The sequence below is a fragment of the Stenotrophomonas sp. YJH_SMC_27 genome (assembly GCF_059369815.1).
In genome coordinates, this window is sequence record NZ_JCAFTA010000018.1 from 33,343 (window position 1) to 51,600 (window position 18,258).

General features: G+C 61.0%; 24 protein-coding genes. 15 read left to right on the top strand and 9 right to left on the bottom strand.

Going from position 1 to position 18,258, the window contains the following annotated elements; all coding sequences use genetic code 11:
* Positions 1-54: 54 nt before the first annotated feature.
* Both AC5P7R_RS20035 and AC5P7R_RS20040 read right to left on the bottom strand, forming a co-directional pair.
* Positions 55-450 (bottom strand): hypothetical protein, encoded by a 396-nt coding sequence (locus tag AC5P7R_RS20035; RefSeq protein WP_005413404.1) that lies wholly within the window; start codon positions 448-450, stop codon positions 55-57.
* 137 nt (positions 451-587) lie between these two features.
* Entirely contained in the window at positions 588-851 is a 264-nt protein-coding gene (locus AC5P7R_RS20040) for a heavy-metal-associated domain-containing protein (protein WP_021201833.1), read from the bottom strand.
* Between the two features lie 294 nt (positions 852-1,145).
* On the opposite strand from AC5P7R_RS20040, the gene AC5P7R_RS20045 reads away from it, so the two are divergent.
* The 5 genes from AC5P7R_RS20045 (at position 1,146) to AC5P7R_RS20065 (ending at position 5,436) form a co-directional block, all read left to right on the top strand.
* A complete protein-coding gene (locus tag AC5P7R_RS20045) occupies positions 1,146-1,439 on the top strand; it encodes a BPSL0761 family protein (RefSeq protein WP_223224794.1) in 294 nt (97 codons plus the stop codon).
* 2 nt (positions 1,440-1,441) lie between these two features.
* On the top strand, positions 1,442-2,383 hold the full coding sequence (locus AC5P7R_RS20050) for an SseB family protein (RefSeq protein WP_049401588.1): 942 nt from the start codon (positions 1,442-1,444) through the stop codon (positions 2,381-2,383).
* Between the two features lie 172 nt (positions 2,384-2,555).
* Positions 2,556-3,188 carry a hypothetical protein gene (locus tag AC5P7R_RS20055; RefSeq protein ID WP_021201832.1) on the top strand — a complete coding sequence of 211 codons (633 nt, stop codon included), beginning with the start codon at positions 2,556-2,558 and terminating at the stop codon, positions 3,186-3,188.
* An 88-nt stretch (positions 3,189-3,276) separates the two neighbouring features.
* Positions 3,277-3,708 carry an NIF family HAD-type phosphatase gene (locus AC5P7R_RS20060; protein WP_031269101.1) on the top strand — a complete coding sequence of 144 codons (432 nt, stop codon included), beginning with the start codon at positions 3,277-3,279 and terminating at the stop codon, positions 3,706-3,708.
* 1,269 nt (positions 3,709-4,977) lie between these two features.
* Positions 4,978-5,436, top strand: a complete 459-nt coding sequence (locus tag AC5P7R_RS20065) for a cyclin-dependent kinase inhibitor 3 family protein (RefSeq protein ID WP_021201830.1) — start codon at positions 4,978-4,980, stop codon at positions 5,434-5,436.
* Positions 5,437-5,750: 314 nt separating this feature from the next.
* On the opposite strand, the gene AC5P7R_RS20070 is transcribed toward AC5P7R_RS20065, so the two are convergent.
* From AC5P7R_RS20070 to AC5P7R_RS20080, 3 genes are all read right to left on the bottom strand, one after another.
* The gene (locus tag AC5P7R_RS20070) at positions 5,751-6,425 is read right to left on the bottom strand and encodes a helix-turn-helix domain-containing protein (RefSeq protein WP_495214151.1); all 675 of its coding nucleotides are present in this window, start codon (positions 6,423-6,425) and stop codon (positions 5,751-5,753) included.
* Positions 6,426-6,667: 242 nt separating this feature from the next.
* On the bottom strand, positions 6,668-7,252 hold the full coding sequence (locus AC5P7R_RS20075) for a DUF6988 family protein (protein ID WP_401750236.1): 585 nt from the start codon (positions 7,250-7,252) through the stop codon (positions 6,668-6,670).
* Between the two features lie 379 nt (positions 7,253-7,631).
* On the bottom strand, positions 7,632-7,892 hold the full coding sequence (locus tag AC5P7R_RS20080) for a hypothetical protein (protein ID WP_049401600.1): 261 nt from the start codon (positions 7,890-7,892) through the stop codon (positions 7,632-7,634).
* Between the two features lie 61 nt (positions 7,893-7,953).
* Here AC5P7R_RS20080 and AC5P7R_RS20085 point away from each other — a divergent pair, with 61 nt between their 5' ends.
* The gene (locus AC5P7R_RS20085; RefSeq protein ID WP_032966765.1) at positions 7,954-8,154 is read left to right on the top strand and encodes a hypothetical protein; all 201 of its coding nucleotides are present in this window, start codon (positions 7,954-7,956) and stop codon (positions 8,152-8,154) included.
* Here AC5P7R_RS20085 and AC5P7R_RS20090 read toward each other — a convergent pair.
* The 3 genes from AC5P7R_RS20090 to merR form a co-directional block, all read right to left on the bottom strand.
* Positions 8,151-11,117: a Tn3-like element TnAs1 family transposase gene (locus AC5P7R_RS20090; protein ID WP_005413400.1), complete on the bottom strand. Its 2,967-nt coding sequence runs from the start codon at positions 11,115-11,117 to the stop codon at positions 8,151-8,153. The genes AC5P7R_RS20085 and AC5P7R_RS20090 overlap by 4 nt on opposite strands.
* Positions 11,118-11,120: 3 nt before the next feature.
* Positions 11,121-11,681, bottom strand: coding sequence for a recombinase family protein (locus AC5P7R_RS20095; protein ID WP_010921730.1), 561 nt, complete (start codon positions 11,679-11,681; stop codon positions 11,121-11,123).
* Positions 11,682-11,918: 237 nt separating this feature from the next.
* Positions 11,919-12,353 (bottom strand): mercury resistance transcriptional regulator MerR, encoded by a 435-nt coding sequence (gene merR, locus AC5P7R_RS20100; RefSeq protein WP_005413398.1) that lies wholly within the window; start codon positions 12,351-12,353, stop codon positions 11,919-11,921.
* A 71-nt stretch (positions 12,354-12,424) separates the two neighbouring features.
* Here merR and merT point away from each other — a divergent pair, with 71 nt between their 5' ends.
* The 9 genes from merT to AC5P7R_RS20145 all read left to right on the top strand — a co-directional run bounded on the left by merT (position 12,425) and on the right by AC5P7R_RS20145 (position 17,575).
* Positions 12,425-12,775: a mercuric ion transporter MerT gene (gene merT / locus AC5P7R_RS20105; protein WP_031623830.1), complete on the top strand. Its 351-nt coding sequence runs from the start codon at positions 12,425-12,427 to the stop codon at positions 12,773-12,775.
* 15 nt (positions 12,776-12,790) lie between these two features.
* The gene (merP, locus tag AC5P7R_RS20110) at positions 12,791-13,066 is read left to right on the top strand and encodes a mercury resistance system periplasmic binding protein MerP (protein WP_005413396.1); all 276 of its coding nucleotides are present in this window, start codon (positions 12,791-12,793) and stop codon (positions 13,064-13,066) included.
* 19 nt (positions 13,067-13,085) lie between these two features.
* Complete coding sequence (locus AC5P7R_RS20115; protein WP_020833620.1) at positions 13,086-13,721, top strand: tetratricopeptide repeat protein; 636 nt, start codon at positions 13,086-13,088, stop codon at positions 13,719-13,721.
* Positions 13,718-14,152: an organomercurial transporter MerC gene (merC, locus tag AC5P7R_RS20120; protein WP_425513007.1), complete on the top strand. Its 435-nt coding sequence runs from the start codon at positions 13,718-13,720 to the stop codon at positions 14,150-14,152. Before AC5P7R_RS20115 ends, merC begins: the two co-directional genes overlap by 4 nt.
* 38 nt (positions 14,153-14,190) lie before the next feature.
* Positions 14,191-15,876 carry a mercury(II) reductase gene (gene merA, locus AC5P7R_RS20125; RefSeq protein ID WP_005413393.1) on the top strand — a complete coding sequence of 562 codons (1,686 nt, stop codon included), beginning with the start codon at positions 14,191-14,193 and terminating at the stop codon, positions 15,874-15,876.
* Positions 15,877-15,890: 14 nt separating this feature from the next.
* Positions 15,891-16,529, top strand: coding sequence for an organomercurial lyase MerB (merB, locus tag AC5P7R_RS20130; RefSeq protein WP_000761850.1), 639 nt, complete (start codon positions 15,891-15,893; stop codon positions 16,527-16,529).
* A gap of 15 nt (positions 16,530-16,544) precedes the next feature.
* Positions 16,545-17,006 carry a mercury resistance co-regulator MerD gene (gene merD / locus AC5P7R_RS20135; protein ID WP_001326384.1) on the top strand — a complete coding sequence of 154 codons (462 nt, stop codon included), beginning with the start codon at positions 16,545-16,547 and terminating at the stop codon, positions 17,004-17,006.
* Positions 17,003-17,239, top strand: coding sequence for a broad-spectrum mercury transporter MerE (merE, locus tag AC5P7R_RS20140; RefSeq protein WP_005413392.1), 237 nt, complete (start codon positions 17,003-17,005; stop codon positions 17,237-17,239). The genes merD and merE overlap by 4 nt, the downstream gene beginning before the upstream one ends.
* Positions 17,240-17,371: 132 nt before the next feature.
* Complete coding sequence (locus AC5P7R_RS20145) at positions 17,372-17,575, top strand: DUF3330 domain-containing protein (RefSeq protein ID WP_005413391.1); 204 nt, start codon at positions 17,372-17,374, stop codon at positions 17,573-17,575.
* Positions 17,576-17,613: 38 nt separating this feature from the next.
* Here the strand turns inward: AC5P7R_RS20145 and AC5P7R_RS20150 are convergent, their stop codons facing one another.
* Positions 17,614-18,228 carry a recombinase family protein gene (locus AC5P7R_RS20150; RefSeq protein ID WP_010981357.1) on the bottom strand — a complete coding sequence of 205 codons (615 nt, stop codon included), beginning with the start codon at positions 18,226-18,228 and terminating at the stop codon, positions 17,614-17,616.
* Between the last annotated feature and the right edge of the window lie 30 nt (positions 18,229-18,258).

Here is an 18,258-nt window from a genome sequence, read left to right on the forward strand (position 1 = left end):
AACGAGCGCGCTGCAACGCATGCAGCACGAGCACGGGTCAATCCAGGAGGGGGCTTAAATCAGCAGGCTACAAAAGCGCTGCAGGGGAGGCGGATCGGACACGCACACCGGAACATCCCGATACAACTGCGCGTGTACCGGTGGCAACAGAGCCTGCACCAGCGCGAAGGCGGCCAGCGCGGGCTGGTAAGGCACTTGAGGGGCCTTCGCATCGGCCGTGGCGATGTGATCGCGCTGGCAATGCTGGTCGCACAACGCCGGAGCATCGGGATCCGGCGTGGACATCTCTTCGCAACCGACCATCAGGGTCGCTTGTCCAGCTTCCACCGATTCCAGCGGACAGGCGTAAGCCACCAGCGCGAGTTGCTGCAGCAGCAGCGCCCACAGTCCCAGCCATGCCAGTCGGGCACGAGAACGGGGTCGCCGCCATCGCCTCAGCAGCCTCACCATGACAGCTCCCGCACGCCCGAAGCAGCGCCTGCGGACGCTGGGCAGATCAGGGCAGGGGACGTGCGAGCTCTCATGATGGCCAGTCTAGCCCTCTTGGGGCCGACTGTCATTGATCAGGATCAAGCCCTCGCGCGGACTCAGCGGTGGCATCCGCCGCAGCAGGAGGATGCGACGGCCGGGGCGGCCGGCGTACCAGCCTCAGAAGGGAGCACCGCAGCGATCACATAGCCTTGCCGCTGGATAGCCTCAACCGCCTGTTCTACGGCAAGCAGGCCCTCGATCTTGACCACGCCACTGCCCAGATCGACGTCCACCTGGGCGTGGGGGTCAAGGGCCTGAATGGCTTGGGTGACCGTTCGGACACAGTGACCACAGGTCATACCTTCAACAACGAGATTCATGGACAACCCTCCAAAAGCATCGGCGGTTTGCCGACGGCGTGACGATGAGCCTTCCCACGGTGGGAAGGTCAAACGACAGGCAAGTTGAGTGGTAATCCGTCCCGCGTTGTTGACCTTCCCATCATGGGAAGGCTCAGGCTACCTGCTCGTTCCTATTGGCCCTCACTCCATGGACATAACGCTCACTTATGCGAATTAAGTTATTGATTATATTACATTAATACAGGAATCGCAAGGTCTGTAGTTGCACCGTGCCCTGGCCGGCCACAAACGCGATAAGCTAAGCATTCCTTAGTGCTAGTCATTCTTGATGTCATGACGATGCCATCTGAGCGCACCCGCAATGTGCTGCAGGCGGGCGCGTTCCTCAGGCAGCTAGCGGCCAGCCAAGCCGTGCCTAAAGAGGTGCGGCAAGAGGCATATCGACTGCTGCGGCACTATCCAACCGTCAGCGACATCGAGGCGATTGCTGAGCACGAAGAGCGGCTGCGAGCGCTGACCCAGTCGGCCTTCGTACGACCCTACCTGAGCAGCGAGATCGAGGCGGATTGGTTCTCCGGGTACCCGCTCGGCCCTCATCGCATCTGACCATGAAGCAACCGAGCAGGCCGCGTGGAAGAGGGACTACGTCTGCGGAGACAGCGCTGGAGGCTTCCTTTGAACGGGCCCGCGACAGTGCGGCCGAGGAACGCGCATTCTTCAAGCGACTGATGGATGCGATCGTGTACGTGCATGCGCCCATCTCGGACGACGCGCAGACACTGCGGCTGGTCCAGTTCCGCCATCCTGACGGTTTCGATGCGATCCCTTTCTTTACCTCGCTCGACAAGGCGCAGGCGGCCAGCTCGTCTGCTGTCAGAATTCTGGGAGTTTCAGGCCGTGAGCTGCTAACCGGTACTCGCGGCGCGACGTTGATGCTCAATCCCAACTACGGCGGCGTTGTCCTGTACCCGGAAGAGGTTGCGACATTGTTGGATACGGGCTTTCTGGCCAGGGTGGAACGTCTGGCGCCGGCGGAGTTCGCGGTGAGACCTGCCCAGGCCGCGCCGGCTTGGCTCGCTCCGGCCATCAGCGGCAGCCTTGAGCACGCCGACTTCGTCTCGTCGGCCTATCTCCTGGAAACTCACTCGTCAGGGGGCGTCGAACAGCCTCCCGGTCTGTTGATCTGGCTGGTGGTGGACCTGGCTTTCGCCGAGCGGGCGGCTCGTCTGGTGACCACCGCCATACAGCCCTTATGCTCAGATTTGGACGTCATCATCGACTTGGCGGTCCACGACGTATCGCTGCCTTTGCCGGCGGGCTTGGATGATCCCCAGATCCTGCCCATATTTTTTCACGAGAATCAAGCCAACTTGAGCACAGCTCATCGGCCTATGAGCCCTGAAGATAAGCTACTAGCACTCCTTCCGGGATTGACCGAGGAAGAGAAGGAACGGCGGACCCGCGAGGGTATGGCCGACGTCGACGCTGGACGTACGATCCCGCACGAGGAACTACTGCAATGGATCAGGCGACGGTCAGAGCCTTCTTGAAGGTTTCCGTTGGGTCAGGAGCGTGGAAACTCTTGAATCCAATATTCAAGAAGGGCACGCGTGCCTGAGCAGTACTCCAGGAATGCCTGTGTCACGCGGCTTCTGGTTCAATCAAGCCTAGGTCTGTAATCCACGAACTGCCTGACGTCGAGGGGTGTTTCCTCGTTGAATCATGGTGTTAGAGACGATTCGGCTGTTTTTCTCACGAATCCCTGCCGACCTTCTTGAAAAACTGAACCAGACCTACCCAAACGCTTCCGTAAGGCAGGTGGTGAGAGGGCAGGTTAAGCACATCAGGGATAGCAATCCCAAGGAGATAGAAGCGCTACGACAGGAGGCCAACGATCAACTTCCTACTATCGCCGAGCTAAAGAGGGTCAGTGCGGTTGATCCAGAGTTCCGGATGGAAAACAGCTTCTTTGGGCCCAAGCCAGTCATCACCGCCCGCATCATCAACCGCTCAACACTGCCATTGAGCGAAGCGAGCTGGAATGCGGCGCTGTACATCAATGGCGATGTACAGCCTGTAGCCACGTCGAAGGTGCGCAGCGATTTCCGTTCCATCGAAGGCCTCAAGCCCGAACACCATGTTACGGCTCGATTCACTGTCGGATTCGTCAAGGGCGATAAGGCCTGGACCACCTTGGCGATTCGTCAAGCTACATCCACACGCGTCGAGCTGGAGATGATCCCTGAGACAGCAATGGACTTTACGGACAAAGCCTATCTAAGTGCCGATCTTCAGAAGCGCATTGATTTCCTTGAGAACCAACTCAAGCAAGCGAGCGAGTTCGAAGATGTCTGATGCTACCAAGCCCCGCCGGCGGATCACCCTCCGGCGGGGCTTGGTAGCGGTACCGACGTTCACCCCCGCCAAAGAGGACCATTACACAATGCGCCCGTCCATCCTCGCCTTGGACTTAGAAGGAACGCTGATTTCCAACGCTGTAAGCCAGATCCCGCGCCCGGGCCTCTACGAATTTCTGGAGTCGGCAAAGTCGCTCTTTGAGGGTCTAGTCATCTTCACCACAGTTCCGGAGCCTAGATTTCGCGAGATTGCCGACCTATTGGCTTGCGAAGGAGCGGCCCCGGGTTGGTTTGCCCGCTTGCCATACATAGACTGGACTGGGCCGACGAAGGATCTTGCCAACGTTTCCCAGCCCATCGGCTCTGCATGGCTACTAGATGATTACGCCCCCTATGTACAACCGGGACAGGAACATTGCTGGGTCCCGGTTCAACTGTTTTGTTCTCCTTACCCCGAGGACGACGCGGGACTGGACGATGCCATCGAGGCAATCCGTAAGCGACTGAACGAGTACTAGAGGGCCATCTCTTGGCCAGCGTCCAATGGGCCACAGGCTCGCCGGTCAACCAAGGTCCAGCGCTTCGTTGGAGAACCGTCGATATAGACCTGGGGGGGCGTTTACCGCGATAGAGTCCTGAGCCCCCTCAAACCATCTCATGGACCCGTGGCAGCTGGTCGGTCTACTCAGACTAGAAGCTAAAGCTGCCAACTGCCGCTAGGTTCCAGCCAGTACGCCATGCCCAGCGGCAGGAAAGTCTCCATTGCAACGTCCAGGATCAACGGCTGACGCCAACCCTGACCAGGCAAGAAGCAAAAATCCTTCCGGGCGAGGGTTCCAGCTTGCTCGCGTCCAGCTAACCAGATGCATCTGCGTTTTATCTCGCGATCAAGTGCTCGCCTCGCGGCATGCTCATCCAAACCGCTTTGTATGAACTCCGAGGCAGAATTTCGCATGCTCGCCCACAGCACGTAGCGCTTACGCCCCAAGCTGAGCGCATTCCATTCAGGCGATCCAATCGACTGAAGCCCGTCGCCTAGCTTCGGGTCCAACCGATGCTTCCGCAGAAGGTTTGCCAAGTACGCTCGAGCTTCGGTGGATGCCAGTGAAATTCCGAGATTCCGCCTCGCACTGGGCGTGCACTCAGCCGCCCACTGGGTGAGCGACCGGGTCAATGCCGACTCAAGGTTCAAGTCACTGCGAGACCACGGAGATTTGTAGGACCAAGCCAGGGGCTCATACAGAGATCTTGCGGCCAGCCGAGAACATTCGACTGGTTCGCGATGGAGGACGCGCAGCGTCGCAAGCGTGTCAAGTGCCTGCGAGGCCAACCCCTCAGCAGCTACCGGCGAACTAGCCGTTCTTGAGCGCTCTAGCGCGCACCACGCGCACGCAAGAAAGGGACCTATTGAACGAACGAAATTGTCCAGTTCTGGCCAGGGCGCGATGAGGGTCGGTTGGCTAACGACATAGGCCACACAGCCCTCAAATCGCGATACCAGTTGTCAGGATATCAACCTGCCCACAGACTGTCTATCTGACTTTCCGATATTGACCCTTAGGTGTTCTCTCCAGTTCAACGATATCTGAACATCCGATATCCTAGCCGTGCAGCGAATGAGCGGGGAGCGCCCCGGCGCACGACGCAGAACGTTACCGCATGTTGGGAGAGCCGAAATGATGCGCACCAGCGCTAGCCACCCGTTACTGATTGCAGAGTTGCCTGTTGGAGCCCATGGAGGCGGCATAGGGGTGACATTTGCGCCAGGCAAGTACCAGGAAGTCGCCATGACTGGAGCATGGGCGAGAGACCTAGATGTGGACGTCTCGGCTATTCAGGACTGGGGTGCCACTCACCTAGTCACCTTGCTTGAGCCTTGGGAGCTCAAGGACCTTCGAATCGAGAGCTTACCGGCGATAGTGGCGGGGAAGGGCATCTCTTGGCATGGACTGCCAATCACTGATGGAGCCGCACCAGACGACAGACTCCTCAAAGATTGGCTACAGCTAAGTGCTGAGCTCGTCGCTGACATGCTGAGCGGTCAAAGGATCGTGGTCCACTGCAAGGGGGGGTTGGGACGCGCGGGAACGGTCGCTGCCATGCTTTTGCTGCAGTCTGGCGAGGCCAAGCGGGCATCGGATGCCATCCACATGGTGCGGCATGCCAGGCCAGGCGCAATCGAAACGATTGCTCAAGAGGAGTTCCTAGAGTACTGGGCGCAGAGCCTTCACCCGGGCGGAGCTTGACCACTCAGGTGCGCAGTCAGGAACTCAAGGACGAGTTGCCTGTGGATCCAGAACTCGAGGGCTTCTTAGGTCTGGATCCAGAAATCGACGGCGTCTCCATAGTGGATCTTCGCGAGGGTTCAGGGCACATCAAAAATTCGCTGCCTCGAAAGCTAAGAACCTTGCTGTCGCACGAATCAGGGTCTTGTGCTGGGGCCGGACCAGCGCTATCGCTGACTAAGGCAGGGCAACCTCCAGGGACTGTACTGCGACGGCGCGATCAATAGACATCTGTCAGATGTATCGCCACCACTATCGATCTAATGAATGCTGACTCAGCCGATGCGTGCTGCCTTAGGAGTTACGATCTGACTGCACTCGTGGCCGAGGCGAAACGCCACGACGTACAGGACCGTGGCATCCATCGGCATACCTGAGCCCATCCGAATGACGACCTTACGCTGACCGTGCGACAGTGATACTCCCAGTTCCCGCAGGACCTCAATGCGCTGCTGCAGCCCGTCGTAGATGTCTAGCTTGTCGACTTCTGAATACAGGTCTTGGCAGTCGCGATAGTCACGGTAGTAGTCGACCAGTGCAGCAAACTCGCTCGCCGCCTCGCGCGACAGCTCGAAAGCCGGTTCGGACAGATCCATGTCGCACGAAACGATCAGGCTGGCCAGCTCGCGCCCAGCAGCAAGCGGGGACACCGCCAGGGTGATGTAGTCGCGCTCAAACTGCGCTTGCGCCGCCTGCAGTTCCTCGTCTGTCGGCAGCGAGAAAGGCTTGTTGAGTGCATCGATGTCATTGAAATCGAAGGCGCGCGCCAGTGCGCGACGGGTGTCGAAACTGGCCGAGTCACCCTGCTCAACCCGCTGAACTGTTCGCACGTTCAGGCCCGAGATCTCGGCCAATTGTTCTTGCGACCAATGACGCAACTGGCGGAACTGGCGAATGCAGGCGCCAACCTCAGCAGCGGTAAGCAGGCGAGGCGGGGTCTTGGTGGTCATAGAAGATAACTCCGGAGGGGTAGGGAGCCCAGATTAGGAGGGTGCCGAACTTGGAAACATGACAGTCGCCCGACAGGCCCCCGACACAGATCAACTGCCAGGACTTGCCCCAACGAGAAATCCGGGGCAACTGCTTATGCGCCCGTGATGTTCTCCCCGTGCCCCCAGAGGGGGGCGAGGCCCAACTGCCTAGTCACTCACCACAGACCCCACCCTAGACGCGCAGGCGATCCGGGACAGCTCTATGGCGAGGGCTGATGGGGGGTCAATGGCTCCAACTCTGGCAAAACACCCCCAAATTGATGATGCAGTGCATTCATCCATGCCAGAACTGGTTCGCCTGGCCACAGGTGCGCCAGATTCAGAAGGGTTAGCATGGCAAGCGCATTGCTGTTCATGGCCACCCCCGCCAGAAGCGCGCCCGGGTAGCCATTTAACTGCCTTGCCAAGGGGTGAATCCCGGCATGGAGATAGGAGTTCAAGCCGACATAAAGGCATTGTCTGGCTCTGCCCAACAACTGTGATGCTCCTCGGGGCCCAGAGGACTCAAGCTTTACGAGCATGTCCTGAACGCCAGGGAGCCTCTTTGCCGCTTGCTGACTCTCCAGAGTCAGGGGCGCAAGAAGCTTCTCGATGTCGGTGTCGGTAGCTGCATAACATGCCCAGGTTGCACGCACGAGGGCCTCATACTGGGGCCGGACCAGCGAGATTGCTGACTGGGGCAGAGTAGCGATCAGGGACTGTACTGCCACGGCGTGATCAAGGGACATCTGGCAAAGTGCCGCCACCGCCGTCGATCTTCGGTCACGTCCATGCTCTATCTCCATCCAAGCGGCTCGAATTTCACCCAAGAGCTCTAAGGAGCCCTCCAGCACAGACGCCCGATCCTGGTCAGCCGATTGAGGCACAAGTCATCCTAGAATCGTGATCTGCAGGCAAGAGTAACGGCTCGTCCATCGGGCAAAGCCCTCAGTTGGCCGGCTGGGCTGCAGCATCTGTTAGCCGGTAATCTCTGCATTGCATCATCCGTGCATCAGCAATTTCTGCGTTGCGTCAGTCGCAAGTCAAATTTTTCTGCAATGGACCGTCTTGCACTGAAATTTTATTCCTCAAAAGCTGAAATCTCTGCAATGGCACCCTAAGAATGTCTGCGATGAACAGCGTTCTGGTCCGCGCGCGATTGCTTCCTATATTGCAACCATACGCTCAGCCAGCCAACCGCCGGGATCCATGATCGCGCGAGCGGACGATCCCGGTCGCAAATGGCTGGCTGCCGTCACTCTCGTGGCTTTGAGCGATCAAGGGGAGCAGTCTGGCCCACGTGTCGAACAGAAGCCTTGGATCTTGGTGGATCAGAAGCGAAACCCGCAGCGCATCTTCCATCGCCTTGAGGTAGCCGCGGCGTATCTCAAGTGCGTTCTCGCAAGCATTGGGGCGACCAAGAATTTGTGTGATCGCGGAGGCCATAGCAGTCTGGACAGGAGGGGAGGGGAAGGCGATAGTCTGCAAACGTCTAGACGATCCCGCAATGAGCATCCTCAACGTTCTCCTCACTCGTGACCACCTCGTCGTCGCAGCGGATACCCTGGCAGAGGATGCTCTCACAGGGGCGTATTCCGCGGGGGCAAAGCTGCTGCTGATCCCTCAGCACAACGTAGTGCTTGCTGCGCGCGGGTCTACGCAATTCTTCCTGGGGGGCTCGCAGAATTCGGAAAAAATCGTACGCTAAGGTTTTCCGGGCATCCGTAGGGGCCGAAACTTCCCGTCTTCCAGTCTGCGGCTCTGCCGCCAGACGTAATCGCCGGTGAGGTTGATGTGCTCCCAGCCCAGCGGCGACAGGAATTGCAGCAGCTCGCCGTCCACCGGCTTGCCGGCCTCGACCAACCCCTGGGTGGCGCGCTCCAGGTACACCGTGTTCCACAGCACGATAGCCGCCGTCACCAGGTTGAGGCCGCTGGCCCGGTAGCGCTGCTGCTCGAAGCTCCGATCCCTGATTTCCCCAAGGCGGTTGAAGAACACCGCCCTGGCCAGCGAGTTGCGCGCCTCACCTTTGTTCAGGCCGGCATGCACGCGGCGGCGCAGCTCAACACTTTGCAGCCAGTCTAGGATGAACAGCGTGCGTTCGATCCGGCCCAGCTCGCGCAGGGCCACGGCCAGGCCGTTCTGGCGCGGATAGCTGCCGAGCTTGCGCAGCATCAGCGAGGCAGTGACGGTGCCCTGTTTGATCGAGCTGGCCAGGCGCAGGATGTCGTCCCAATGGGCGCGGACGTGCTTGATGTTCAGGGTGCCGCCGATCAGCGGCCGCAGCGTCGGGTAGGTCTGCACGCCCTGCGGCACGTACAGCTTGGTTTCGCCGAGGTCGCGGATGCGCGGCGCGAAACGGAAGCCCAGCAGGTGCATCAGGGCGAAGACGTGATCGGTGAAGCCGGCCGTGTCGGTGTAGTGCTCCTCGATCCGCAGGTCGGACTCGTGGTACAGCAGGCCGTCGAGCACATAGGTGGAATCGCGCACGCCGACATTCACCACGCGGGTGCTGAACGGCGCGTACTGGTCGGAGATATGGGTGTAGAACAGCCGTCCCGGCTCACTGCCGTACTTCGGGTTGACGTGTCTGGTGCTCTCGCCCCGGCCGCCAGCCCGGAAACGCTGGCCATCGGAGGATGAGGTGGTGCCGTCGCCCCAGTGGGCGGCGAAGGCATGCTGGTACTGGTGGTTGACCAGCTCGGCCAGGGCCGCCGAATAGGTCTCGTCGCGGATGTGCCAGGCTTGCAGCCAGGACAGCTTGGCGTAGGTCAGACCGGGGCTCGACTCGGCCATCTTGGTCAGCCCGAGGTTGATCGCATCACCGAGGATCGCGGACAGCAGCAACGTCCGGTCTTTGGCCTCGGCCCCGTCCTTCAGGTGGGTGAAGTGGCGGCTGAAGCCCGTCCAGTCGTCCACGTCCATCAGCAGTTCGGTGATCTTGATGCGCGGCAGTAACTGACTGGTCTGGTCGATCAGCGCCTGCGCCCGATCCGGCACCGCCGCATCCAGCGGGGTGATCTTCAACCCGGACTCGGTGAGGATGGCATCGGGCAGCTCGTTGTCCTTGGCCAGGCGGGCGACAGTGGCCAACTGCTCGTCCAGCAGCTGCAAGCGCTCTTCCAGATACTGGTCGCTGTTCGGGTTGATCGCCAGCGGCAGGGCCTGTTCCCGCTTGAGCGCGGCGAACTTCTCGGCCGGCAGCAGGTAGTCGTCGAAGTCGCGGAACTGCCGCGAGCCCTTGACCCAGATGTCGCCGGAGCGCAGGGCGTTCTTCAGCTCGGACAGGGCGCAGATTTCGTAGAAGCGCCGGTCGAGGCCTTCCGGGGTGATCACCAGTGGCTTCCAGCGCGGCTTGATGAAGGCGGTGGGAGCATCGGCCGGCACCTTGCGCAGGTTGTCGGCGTTCATCTCGCGCAGCGTCTGCACGGCTGCCAGCACGCCCTGCGCGGCCGGGGCGGCGCGCAGCTCCAATACCTCCAGCAGAGCCGGCGTGTAGCGGCGCAGGGTGGCGAAGTTCTCGCCGACCAGGTGCAGGTGGTCGAAGCCCTCCGGCCGGGCCAGCAGCTCGGCTTCGCTGACGCTCTCGGTGAACTCGTCCCAGGGGATCACCGCCTCGATGGCGGCATAGGGGTCGCTGCCGGCTTCCTTGGCCTCCAGCAGCGCCTGGCCGATCTTGGAGTACAGGCGCACCTTGTCGTTGATCGCCTTGCCCTGCTTCTGGAACTGCTGCTGATGCTTGTGCTTCGCGCCGCTGAACAGCTTGACTAGGATGCGGTCGTGCAGATCCACCAGCTCATCAATCACGGTTGCAGTGCTCTCCAGCACCACGGCGGCCAGGGTCGCATAGCGCCGCTGCGGCTCGAACTTGCCGAGGTCTTTGGGCGTCATCTGCCCACCCTCGCGGGCCAGCTTGAGCAGGCGGTTCTGGTGGATGTGCCGGCCCAGGACTTCGGGCAAGTCCACCAGCTGAAATGTCTTCAGCCGCTCGATGTGCTCAAGCATATGCCGAGAGTTGGGTTTCAGCGGTGCCTGGCGCAGCCAGGTCAACCAGGTGATGCTGCTGCCGGCCTTGAGCTTCAACAGCTCGTCCAGCTTGGCCCGATGCGAGTCCGTGAGCGGTTCAACCAGGGCGCGGTAGACCCGCCGATTGGCCCGTGCAATGGCCTCCGAGCAAGCCCGGTCGATCACGCTCAACGCCGGCAGGATGCGTCGCTTCTGCCGCAGGCTCTCCAGCGCCTGGCCGGCCAGCAGCAAGCCCTTGTCGGTCTGCTGGGCCAGTTCGGTCAGCTCGCGCACCAGGGCGCGGAAGTCGGACAGGCCGAACGGGGCCAGTTGAAGGTAGGTGCGCAGTTCCTGGGCGTGCTCGCGACGGGTCACATCGCGCTCGCCGTACTTCGTCCAACTCGCCGGATCGGTCTGGACTTGCTTGGCCACCCACAGGATGACCGGTTCGGGCAGCTCGCTGTCAGTGCCCAACGCATAGCCGGGGTAGCGCAGCAGGCAGAGTTGCACGGCGAAGCCGAGGCGGTTGGCGTCGCCGCGCCGCTGACGGATCAGCGACAGGTCGGAGTCGTTGAAGGTGTAGTAGCGGATCAGGTCATCCTGGCTTTCTGGCAACGCGAGCAGGGTGCCCCGCTCCGTGGCCGAGAGGATCAAGCGACGCGGCATGTGTCAGTCGTCCGTGCGGAGGTACTGGTAGAGGGTTTCCCGGCTGATGTTGAACTCGCGGGCAAGCTGCGCCTTGGGCTCGCCGGCCGTCGCTCGCTGCCGCAGGGTAGCAGCCTGCTCATCGGACAGGGCTTTCTTGCGGCCCCGGTACGCGCCACGCTGCTTGGCCAAGGTGATGCCCTCACGCTGCCGCTCGCGGATCAGGGCGCGCTCGAACTCAGCGAAGGCCCCCATCACCGACAGCATCAGGTTGGCCATCGGCGAGTCCTCGCCAGTGAACACCAGGCCCTCCTTCAGGAACTCGATGCGCACGCCGCGTTGAGTCAGCTTCTGTACCAAGCGACGCAGGTCATCGAGGTTGCGGGCCAGCCGGTCCATGCTGTGCACCACCACTGTATCGCCTTCGCGGACGAAGCTCAGCAGCGCTTCGAGCTGGGGGCGCTGGGTGTCCTTGCCCGATGCCTTGTCGGTGAACACCTTGCTCACCTGTGTCTGTTCCAGCTGGCGTTCCGGGTTCTGGTCGAAGCTGCTGACCCGGACGTAGCCGATGCGGTGCCCCTGCACGATGTCTCCTTGGTTGAAGGCGGCTTAAGTGCTCCTTCTGTTCCGTTGTGCCTCAAACCCCGTTTCTGTCAGGCTGAAATCTATGCCCTTCGCAGGCATGTGTCAAAAAATGCGAAAGATGACTCTATTCTGACTAAGCGGTGTCATTTTCAGAAGGTGACTGCACGGAATATCAAGAGTCGGCTGCACAGTCTTTTCTGATCTGTGGTCGTCTCAGAAAACGGAAAATAAAGCACGCTAAGCTGTGGAAGCCCCTGCCAAGCTCGTTCCACCTTGCAACGACGCAATCAGCGGACACGAAACATTCCCCTGCCGCGAATGGCAGGCGCACACCAGGTCAGACAGCACAGCCTCCATGCGCGCCAAATCGGCCATCTTCTCGCGCACGTCTTGGAGCTTGTGCTCGGCCAGGCTGCTGGCCTCCTCGCAGTGGGTGCCATCGTCGAGCCGCAGCAACTCGGCGATTTCATCCAGGCTGAAGCCCAACCGCTGGGCCGATTTCACGAATCGCACCCGTGTCACGTCCGCCGCGCCATAGCGGCGAATGCTGCCATAGGGCTTGTCCGGCTCGGGCAACAAGCCCTTGCGCTGATAGAACCGGATGGTCTCCACATTGACCCCGGCCGCCTTGGCAAAAACGCCAATGGTCAGATTCTCAAAATTAATTTGCATATCGCTTGACTCCGTACATAACTACGGAAGTAAGCTTAAGCTATCCAAACCAAATTTGAAAGGACAAGCGTATGTCTGAACCACAAAACGGGCGCGGCGCGCTCTTCGCCGGTGGGCTGGCCGCCATTCTTGCGTCGGCCTGCTGCCTGGGGCCGCTGGTTTTGATCGCCTTGGGGTTCAGCGGGGCATGGATCGGCAACCTGACGGTGCTGGAACCCTATCGCCCGATCTTCATCGGCGCAGCGCTGGTCGCGCTGTTTTTCGCCTGGCGGCGCATCTACCGCCCGGCGCAAGCCTGCAAACCGGGTGAGGTCTGCGCGATTCCCCAAGTGCGAGCTACTTACAAGCTCATTTTCTGGATCGTGGCCGCGCTGGTCCTGGTCTCGCTCGGATTTCCCTACGTCATGCCATTTTTCTATTAATCACAGGAGTTCATCATGAAAAAACTGTTTGCCGCCCTCGCCCTCGCTGCCGTTGTTGCCCCCGTGTGGGCCGCCACCCAGACCGTCACGCTGTCCGTACCGGGCATGACCTGCTCCACCTGCCCGATCATCGTCAAGAAGGCGATTTCCAAGGTCGAAGGCGTCAGCAAAATTGACGTGACCTTCGAGACACGCGAAGCGGTTGTCACGTTCGATGATGCCAAGACCAGCGTGCAGAAGCTGATCAAGGCAACCGGAGACGCGGGCTTTCCGTCCAGCGTCAAGCAGTAAATCTACCCGGAAAGCGATGATGAGTAACTTGTTTAGATACGGACGTTCGTCCGTCGTAAGCGGCCTTCTGATGCTCATGAGCGTCGGTGCGTTGGCCTATGACTTCAAAAGGATGGAGGCGGCCATCGAGTCGCTCTCGCCTACCACGCAAAGCGAATGGGAGCGCAAGGCCACAGCGGGTGAACCCATTGCGCAGAACGTCACCGGCATGGCGTACAAGTACGGCATCGGCGTCGCGCAGGATCAGGCAGTCTCGTGGAAGTGGTTCCGCTCAGCGGCAGAGCAGGGCGAGGCGGACGCCCAGTTCAACCTCGCGCGCATCTACGAAGGGCATGCCAACGACACCTTCTATCGTCGCCACGCACGGCCTGTGCCCGCTGACGACAGCGAGGCCGTGAATTGGTACCGCCGCTCCGCTGAGCAGAACCACACACAGGCGCAAGTTAAGCTGGCACAGCTGTACGCGAAGGGCGTCGCTCCGGCCGCGTCCGATCTGGTCCAGGCGTACAAGTGGTTCGGCATCGCCGCCGCCCGCGGCGACGAGACCGCGGTCAAGCTGCGCGCCGAGCTTGCGGCCAGATTGACACGTGAGCAGATCGCGGACGGCGATGCTCAGGCTATGGAATGGACAAGAAGTTCCAGTGTTAAGCAGTGAGCGACATCATGGGCTTGATTACACGCATCGCCGATAAAACCGGAGCGCTCGGCAGCGTCGTTTCCGCGATGGGCTGCGCGGCTTGTTTCCCAGCCATCGCCAGTTTCGGCGCGGCCATAGGGCTGGGCTTCCTGAGTGAATACGAGGGCCTGTTTATCTCCAGGCTATTGCCGCTGTTTGCCGCCATCGCCCTGTTAGCAAACGCGCTGGGCTGGCTGAGTCATCGTCAATGGCACCGCAGCCTGCTCGGCATGATCAGGCCGGCCATCGTATTCGCGGCCACGGTTTGGCTTCTCGGCAACTGGTGGACGGCGAACCTGATGTACGTCGGTCTGGCCTTGATGGTCGGGGTGTCGATCTGGGATTTCGTCTCGCCGGCACATCGCCGCTGCGGCCCGGACGGCTGCGAACTGCCACCACAACATGGCTGACGGAAACGACCGTCGCCGACAACAGAGAAGGAACAAACATGACCACCCTTAAGATCACCGGCATGACCTGCGATTCGTGCGCTACGCACGTCAAGGAAGCCTTGGAGAAAGTGCCCGGCGTACAGTCGGCCGTCGTGTCCTACGCCAAGGGCGCGGCCCAACTCGACCTTGACCCCGGCACCGCATCGGACGCACTGACTGCCGCCGTGGCCGGACTCGGCTACAAGGCAACGTTCGCTGATACCTTATCGACGGACAACCGCGCCGGGCTACTCGACAAGGTACGCGGCTGGATGGGGACCGCCGACAAGGGCAGCGACGGTGAACGCCAGTTGCAGGTCGCCGTGATCGGTAGCGGCGGCGCTGCAATGGCGGCGGCGCTGAAGGCCGTCGAGCAAGGCGCGAAAGTCACGCTGATCGAGCGCGGTACTATCGGCGGCACCTGCGTCAACATCGGCTGCGTACCGTCCAAGATCATGATCCGTGCCGCCCACATTGCGCATCTGCGCCGTGAAAGTCCGTTCGACGATGGCATCGCGGCTACTGTGCCGGCGATTAACCGCAGCAAACTACTGGCCCAGCAGCAGGCGCGCGTCGATGAGCTGCGCCACGCCAAGTATGAAGGCATCCTGGATGGCAACCCGGCCATCACCGTTCTGCATGGTGAAGCGCGTTTCAAGGATGACCAAAGCCTTACCGTCCGTTTGAACGATGGCGGCGAGCGCGTCGTGGTGTTCGATCGCTGCCTGGTCGCCACTGGTGCCAGTCCGGCCATTCCGCCCATCACTGGTTTGAAAGGCACGCCGTACTGGACATCTACCGAGGCCCTAGTGAGTGACACCATTCCCGAACGCCTAGCCGTGATCGGATCGTCGGTGGTGGCGCTGGAACTGGCGCAAGCCTTCGCCCGGCTGGGCAGCCAGGTCACGATCCTGGCGCGCAGCACACTGTTCTTCCGCGAAGACCCGGCCATCGGTGAGGCCGTCACAGCCGCCTTTCGTGCCGAAGGAATCAAGGTTCTGGAACACACGCAAGCCAGCCAGGTCGCCTATGCGGACGGCGAATTCGTGCTGACCACAGGGCACGGCGAAGTGCGCGCCGACAAGTTGCTGGTCGCTACCGGCCGCACGCCGAACACGCGCAGCTTGGCGCTGGAAGCGGCGGGTGTCGCCGTCAATGCGCAGGGAGCCATCGTCATTGACAAGGGCATGCGCACCAGTACGCCACACATTTATGCCGCAGGAGACTGCACTGACCAGCCGCAATTCGTCTATGTGGCAGCGGCCGCCGGCACCCGTGCGGCCATCAACATGACCGGCGGAGACGCTACGCTCAATCTGACCGCGATGCCGGCGGTGGTGTTCACCGATCCGCAGGTCGCCACTGTGGGCTACAGCGAGGCGGAAGCGCACCACGACGGGATCGAGACCGACAGCCGCCTGCTAACACTGGATAACGTGCCGCGTGCGCTCGCCAACTTCGACACACGCGGCTTTATCAAGCTGGTAATCGAGGAAGGTAGCGGACGACTCATTGGGGTACAGGCAGTGGCCCCGGAAGCGGGCGAGCTGATCCAGACGGCGGTGCTCGCGATCCGTAACCGCATGACCGTACAGGAACTGGCTGACCAGTTGTTCCCCTACCTGACGATGGTCGAGGGGCTGAAGCTCGCGGCGCAGACCTTCACCAAGGATGTCAAACAATTGTCCTGCTGCGCAGGATGAAAGGAGATGGAACCATGAAGCTCGCCCCATATATTTTAGAACGTCTCACTTCGGTCAATCGTACCAATGGTACTGCGGATCTCTTGGTCCCGCTACTGCGGGAACTCGCCAAGGGGCGTCCGGTTTCACGAACGACACTTGCCGGGATTCTCGACTGGCCCGCTGAGCGAGTGGCCGCCGTACTCGAACAGGCCACCAGTACCGAATATGACAAAGATGGGAACATCATCGGCTACGGCCTCACCTTGCGCGAGACTTCGTATGTCTTTGAAATTGACGACCGCCGTCTGTATGCCTGGTGCGCGCTGGACACCTTGATATTTCCGGCGCTGATCGGCCGTACAGCTCGCGTCTCATCGCATTGCGCTGCAACCGGAGCACCCGTTTCACTCACGGTTTCACCCAGCGAGATACAGGCTGTCGAACCTGCCGGCATGGCGGTGTCCTTGGTATTGCCGCAGGAAGCAGCCGACGTTCGTCAGTCCTTCTGTTGCCATGTACATTTCTTTGCATCTGTCCCGACGGCGGAAGACTGGGCCTCCAAGCATCAAGGATTGGAAGGATTGGCGATCGTCAGTGTCCACGAGGCTTTCGGCTTGGGCCAGGAGTTTAATCGACATCTGTTGCAGACCATGTCATCTAGGACACCGTGATCGGATATCGACCCAATGTTCTACGGCACCGGCATCGGATTCGCAGCGCGCGGATTGAACTCGGCGAAACGGTATATGCATTGCCGTGAACCGACCAAAAGGAGGTGTTCGATGAACGCCTACACGGTGTCCCGGCTGGCCCTTGATGCCGGGGTGAGCGTGCATATCGTGCGCGACTACCTGCTGCGCGGATTGCTGCGGCCAGTCGCCTGCACCACGGGTGGCTACGGCCTGTTCGATGACGCCGCCTTGCAGCGACTGTGCTTCGTGCGGGCCGCCTTCGAGGCGGGCATCGGCCTCGGCGCATTGGCGCGGCTGTGCCGGGCGCTGGATGCGGCGAACTGCGATGAAACTGCCGCGCAGCTTGCTGTGCTGCGTCAGTTCGTCGAACGCCGGCGCGAAGCGTTGGCCAATCTGGAAGTGCAGTTGGCCGCCATGCCGACCGCGCCGGCACAGCATGCGGAGAGTTTGCCATGAACAGCCCCGAGCGCATGCCGGCCGAGACGCACAAACCGTTCACCGGCTACCTGTGGGGCACGCTGGCCGTGCTGACTTGCCCCTGCCACCTGTCCATCCTCGCTGCCGTGCTGGCCGGCACAACCGCCGGTGCATTCCTTGTCGAGTATTGGGTCATCACGGCGCTCGGTTTGACCGGCCTGTTTCTTCTGTCACTGGCGCGGGCGTTGCGGGCATTCAGGGAAAGATCATGAGCGCTTCCCGGCCGGATGGATGGACTACGGCGGAGGGCCCAAGCGTTCGAGCGCGGGCAAGGCTTTCTGTTCGCAAAGCCGATGCCGGCGGCGGCATTCGCCGTCTTCGTCAGTCAATGGAGGGGTGCCACCATGAATGCAAATGATCCGACCGCCACCAGTTGCTGCGTGTGCTGCAAGGAAATTCCGCTCGATGCCGCCTTCACACCGGAAGGCGCGGAGTACGTCGAGCACTTCTGCGGGCTGGAGTGTTATCAACGTTTCCAGGCGCGGGCCAGCACTGCGACCGAAACGAGCGGCGAACCGAACGCTTGCGGTTCGCCGCCGTCAAATTGAGACAAACCACGCTTTCGCTACGTCGCCTCATGTCGGCATCAAATTCGGCTGAGTAGCTTCTCGCCATCTGGACGTAGCTCGCCCTTGGGTGAAATATGCCGATACAGGGTCTGCCGCGTGATGCCAAGTTCCTGGCACAGGTCGCCGACCTTGGTCTCTGACTGCCCCATTGCCGCCATCGCCAGCCGCAGCTTGGCGGCGGTCATCTTGAACGGCCGGCCGCCTTTCCGGCCGCGTGCCCGTGCTGAGGCCAGGCCCGCCACGGTGCGCTCGGCGATCAACTCGCGCTCGAACTCGGCCAGCGCGGCGAAGATACCGAAGACCAGCTTGCCGGCGGCGGTCGTGGTGTCAATGGCCGCGCCGTGCCCGGTCAGCACCTTGAGGCCGATGCCGCGTCCGGTCAGGTCATGGACGGTATTGATCAGATGGCGCAGGTCGCGCCCGAGCCGATCCAGTTTCCAAACGACCAACGTGTCGCCTGGCCGTAGTGCCTTCAGACAGCTCGCCAGACCGGGACGATCCTCGCGTTTTCCGGACGCTTGGTCTTCATAGAGATGCGCCGGATCAACACCGGCCGCGACCAGCGCATCGCGCTGCAAGTCCGTCGCCTGGGAGCCATCCGCCTTCGATACTCGCATGTAGCCAATCAGCATCTTGTACCTGTCACATATACGTTCTATTAT

What these genes read in the sequence shown, in the direction of transcription:
- AC5P7R_RS20035 (WP_005413404.1), bottom strand. Translation starts at nt 450, where the DNA reads ATGGTGAGGCTGCTGAGGCGATGGCGGCGACCCCGTTCTCGTGCCCGA.
- AC5P7R_RS20040 (WP_021201833.1), bottom strand. Translation starts at nt 851, where the DNA reads ATGAATCTCGTTGTTGAAGGTATGACCTGTGGTCACTGTGTCCGAACG.
- AC5P7R_RS20050 (WP_049401588.1), top strand. Translation starts at nt 1,442, where the DNA reads ATGAAGCAACCGAGCAGGCCGCGTGGAAGAGGGACTACGTCTGCGGAG.
- AC5P7R_RS20055 (WP_021201832.1), top strand. Translation starts at nt 2,556, where the DNA reads ATGGTGTTAGAGACGATTCGGCTGTTTTTCTCACGAATCCCTGCCGAC.
- AC5P7R_RS20060 (WP_031269101.1), top strand. Translation starts at nt 3,277, where the DNA reads ATGCGCCCGTCCATCCTCGCCTTGGACTTAGAAGGAACGCTGATTTCC.
- AC5P7R_RS20065 (WP_021201830.1), top strand. Translation starts at nt 4,978, where the DNA reads ATGACTGGAGCATGGGCGAGAGACCTAGATGTGGACGTCTCGGCTATT.
- AC5P7R_RS20070 (WP_495214151.1), bottom strand. Translation starts at nt 6,425, where the DNA reads ATGACCACCAAGACCCCGCCTCGCCTGCTTACCGCTGCTGAGGTTGGC.
- AC5P7R_RS20075 (WP_401750236.1), bottom strand. Translation starts at nt 7,252, where the DNA reads ATGGAGATAGAGCATGGACGTGACCGAAGATCGACGGCGGTGGCGGCA.
- AC5P7R_RS20080 (WP_049401600.1), bottom strand. Translation starts at nt 7,892, where the DNA reads ATGGCCTCCGCGATCACACAAATTCTTGGTCGCCCCAATGCTTGCGAG.
- AC5P7R_RS20085 (WP_032966765.1), top strand. Translation starts at nt 7,954, where the DNA reads ATGAGCATCCTCAACGTTCTCCTCACTCGTGACCACCTCGTCGTCGCA.
- AC5P7R_RS20090 (WP_005413400.1), bottom strand. Translation starts at nt 11,117, where the DNA reads ATGCCGCGTCGCTTGATCCTCTCGGCCACGGAGCGGGGCACCCTGCTC.
- merR (WP_005413398.1), bottom strand. Translation starts at nt 12,353, where the DNA reads ATGCAAATTAATTTTGAGAATCTGACCATTGGCGTTTTTGCCAAGGCG.
- merT (WP_031623830.1), top strand. Translation starts at nt 12,425, where the DNA reads ATGTCTGAACCACAAAACGGGCGCGGCGCGCTCTTCGCCGGTGGGCTG.
- merP (WP_005413396.1), top strand. Translation starts at nt 12,791, where the DNA reads ATGAAAAAACTGTTTGCCGCCCTCGCCCTCGCTGCCGTTGTTGCCCCC.
- AC5P7R_RS20115 (WP_020833620.1), top strand. Translation starts at nt 13,086, where the DNA reads ATGAGTAACTTGTTTAGATACGGACGTTCGTCCGTCGTAAGCGGCCTT.
- merA (WP_005413393.1), top strand. Translation starts at nt 14,191, where the DNA reads ATGACCACCCTTAAGATCACCGGCATGACCTGCGATTCGTGCGCTACG.
- merB (WP_000761850.1), top strand. Translation starts at nt 15,891, where the DNA reads ATGAAGCTCGCCCCATATATTTTAGAACGTCTCACTTCGGTCAATCGT.
- merD (WP_001326384.1), top strand. Translation starts at nt 16,545, where the DNA reads ATGTTCTACGGCACCGGCATCGGATTCGCAGCGCGCGGATTGAACTCG.
- merE (WP_005413392.1), top strand. Translation starts at nt 17,003, where the DNA reads ATGAACAGCCCCGAGCGCATGCCGGCCGAGACGCACAAACCGTTCACC.
- AC5P7R_RS20145 (WP_005413391.1), top strand. Translation starts at nt 17,372, where the DNA reads ATGAATGCAAATGATCCGACCGCCACCAGTTGCTGCGTGTGCTGCAAG.
- AC5P7R_RS20150 (WP_010981357.1), bottom strand. Translation starts at nt 18,228, where the DNA reads ATGCTGATTGGCTACATGCGAGTATCGAAGGCGGATGGCTCCCAGGCG.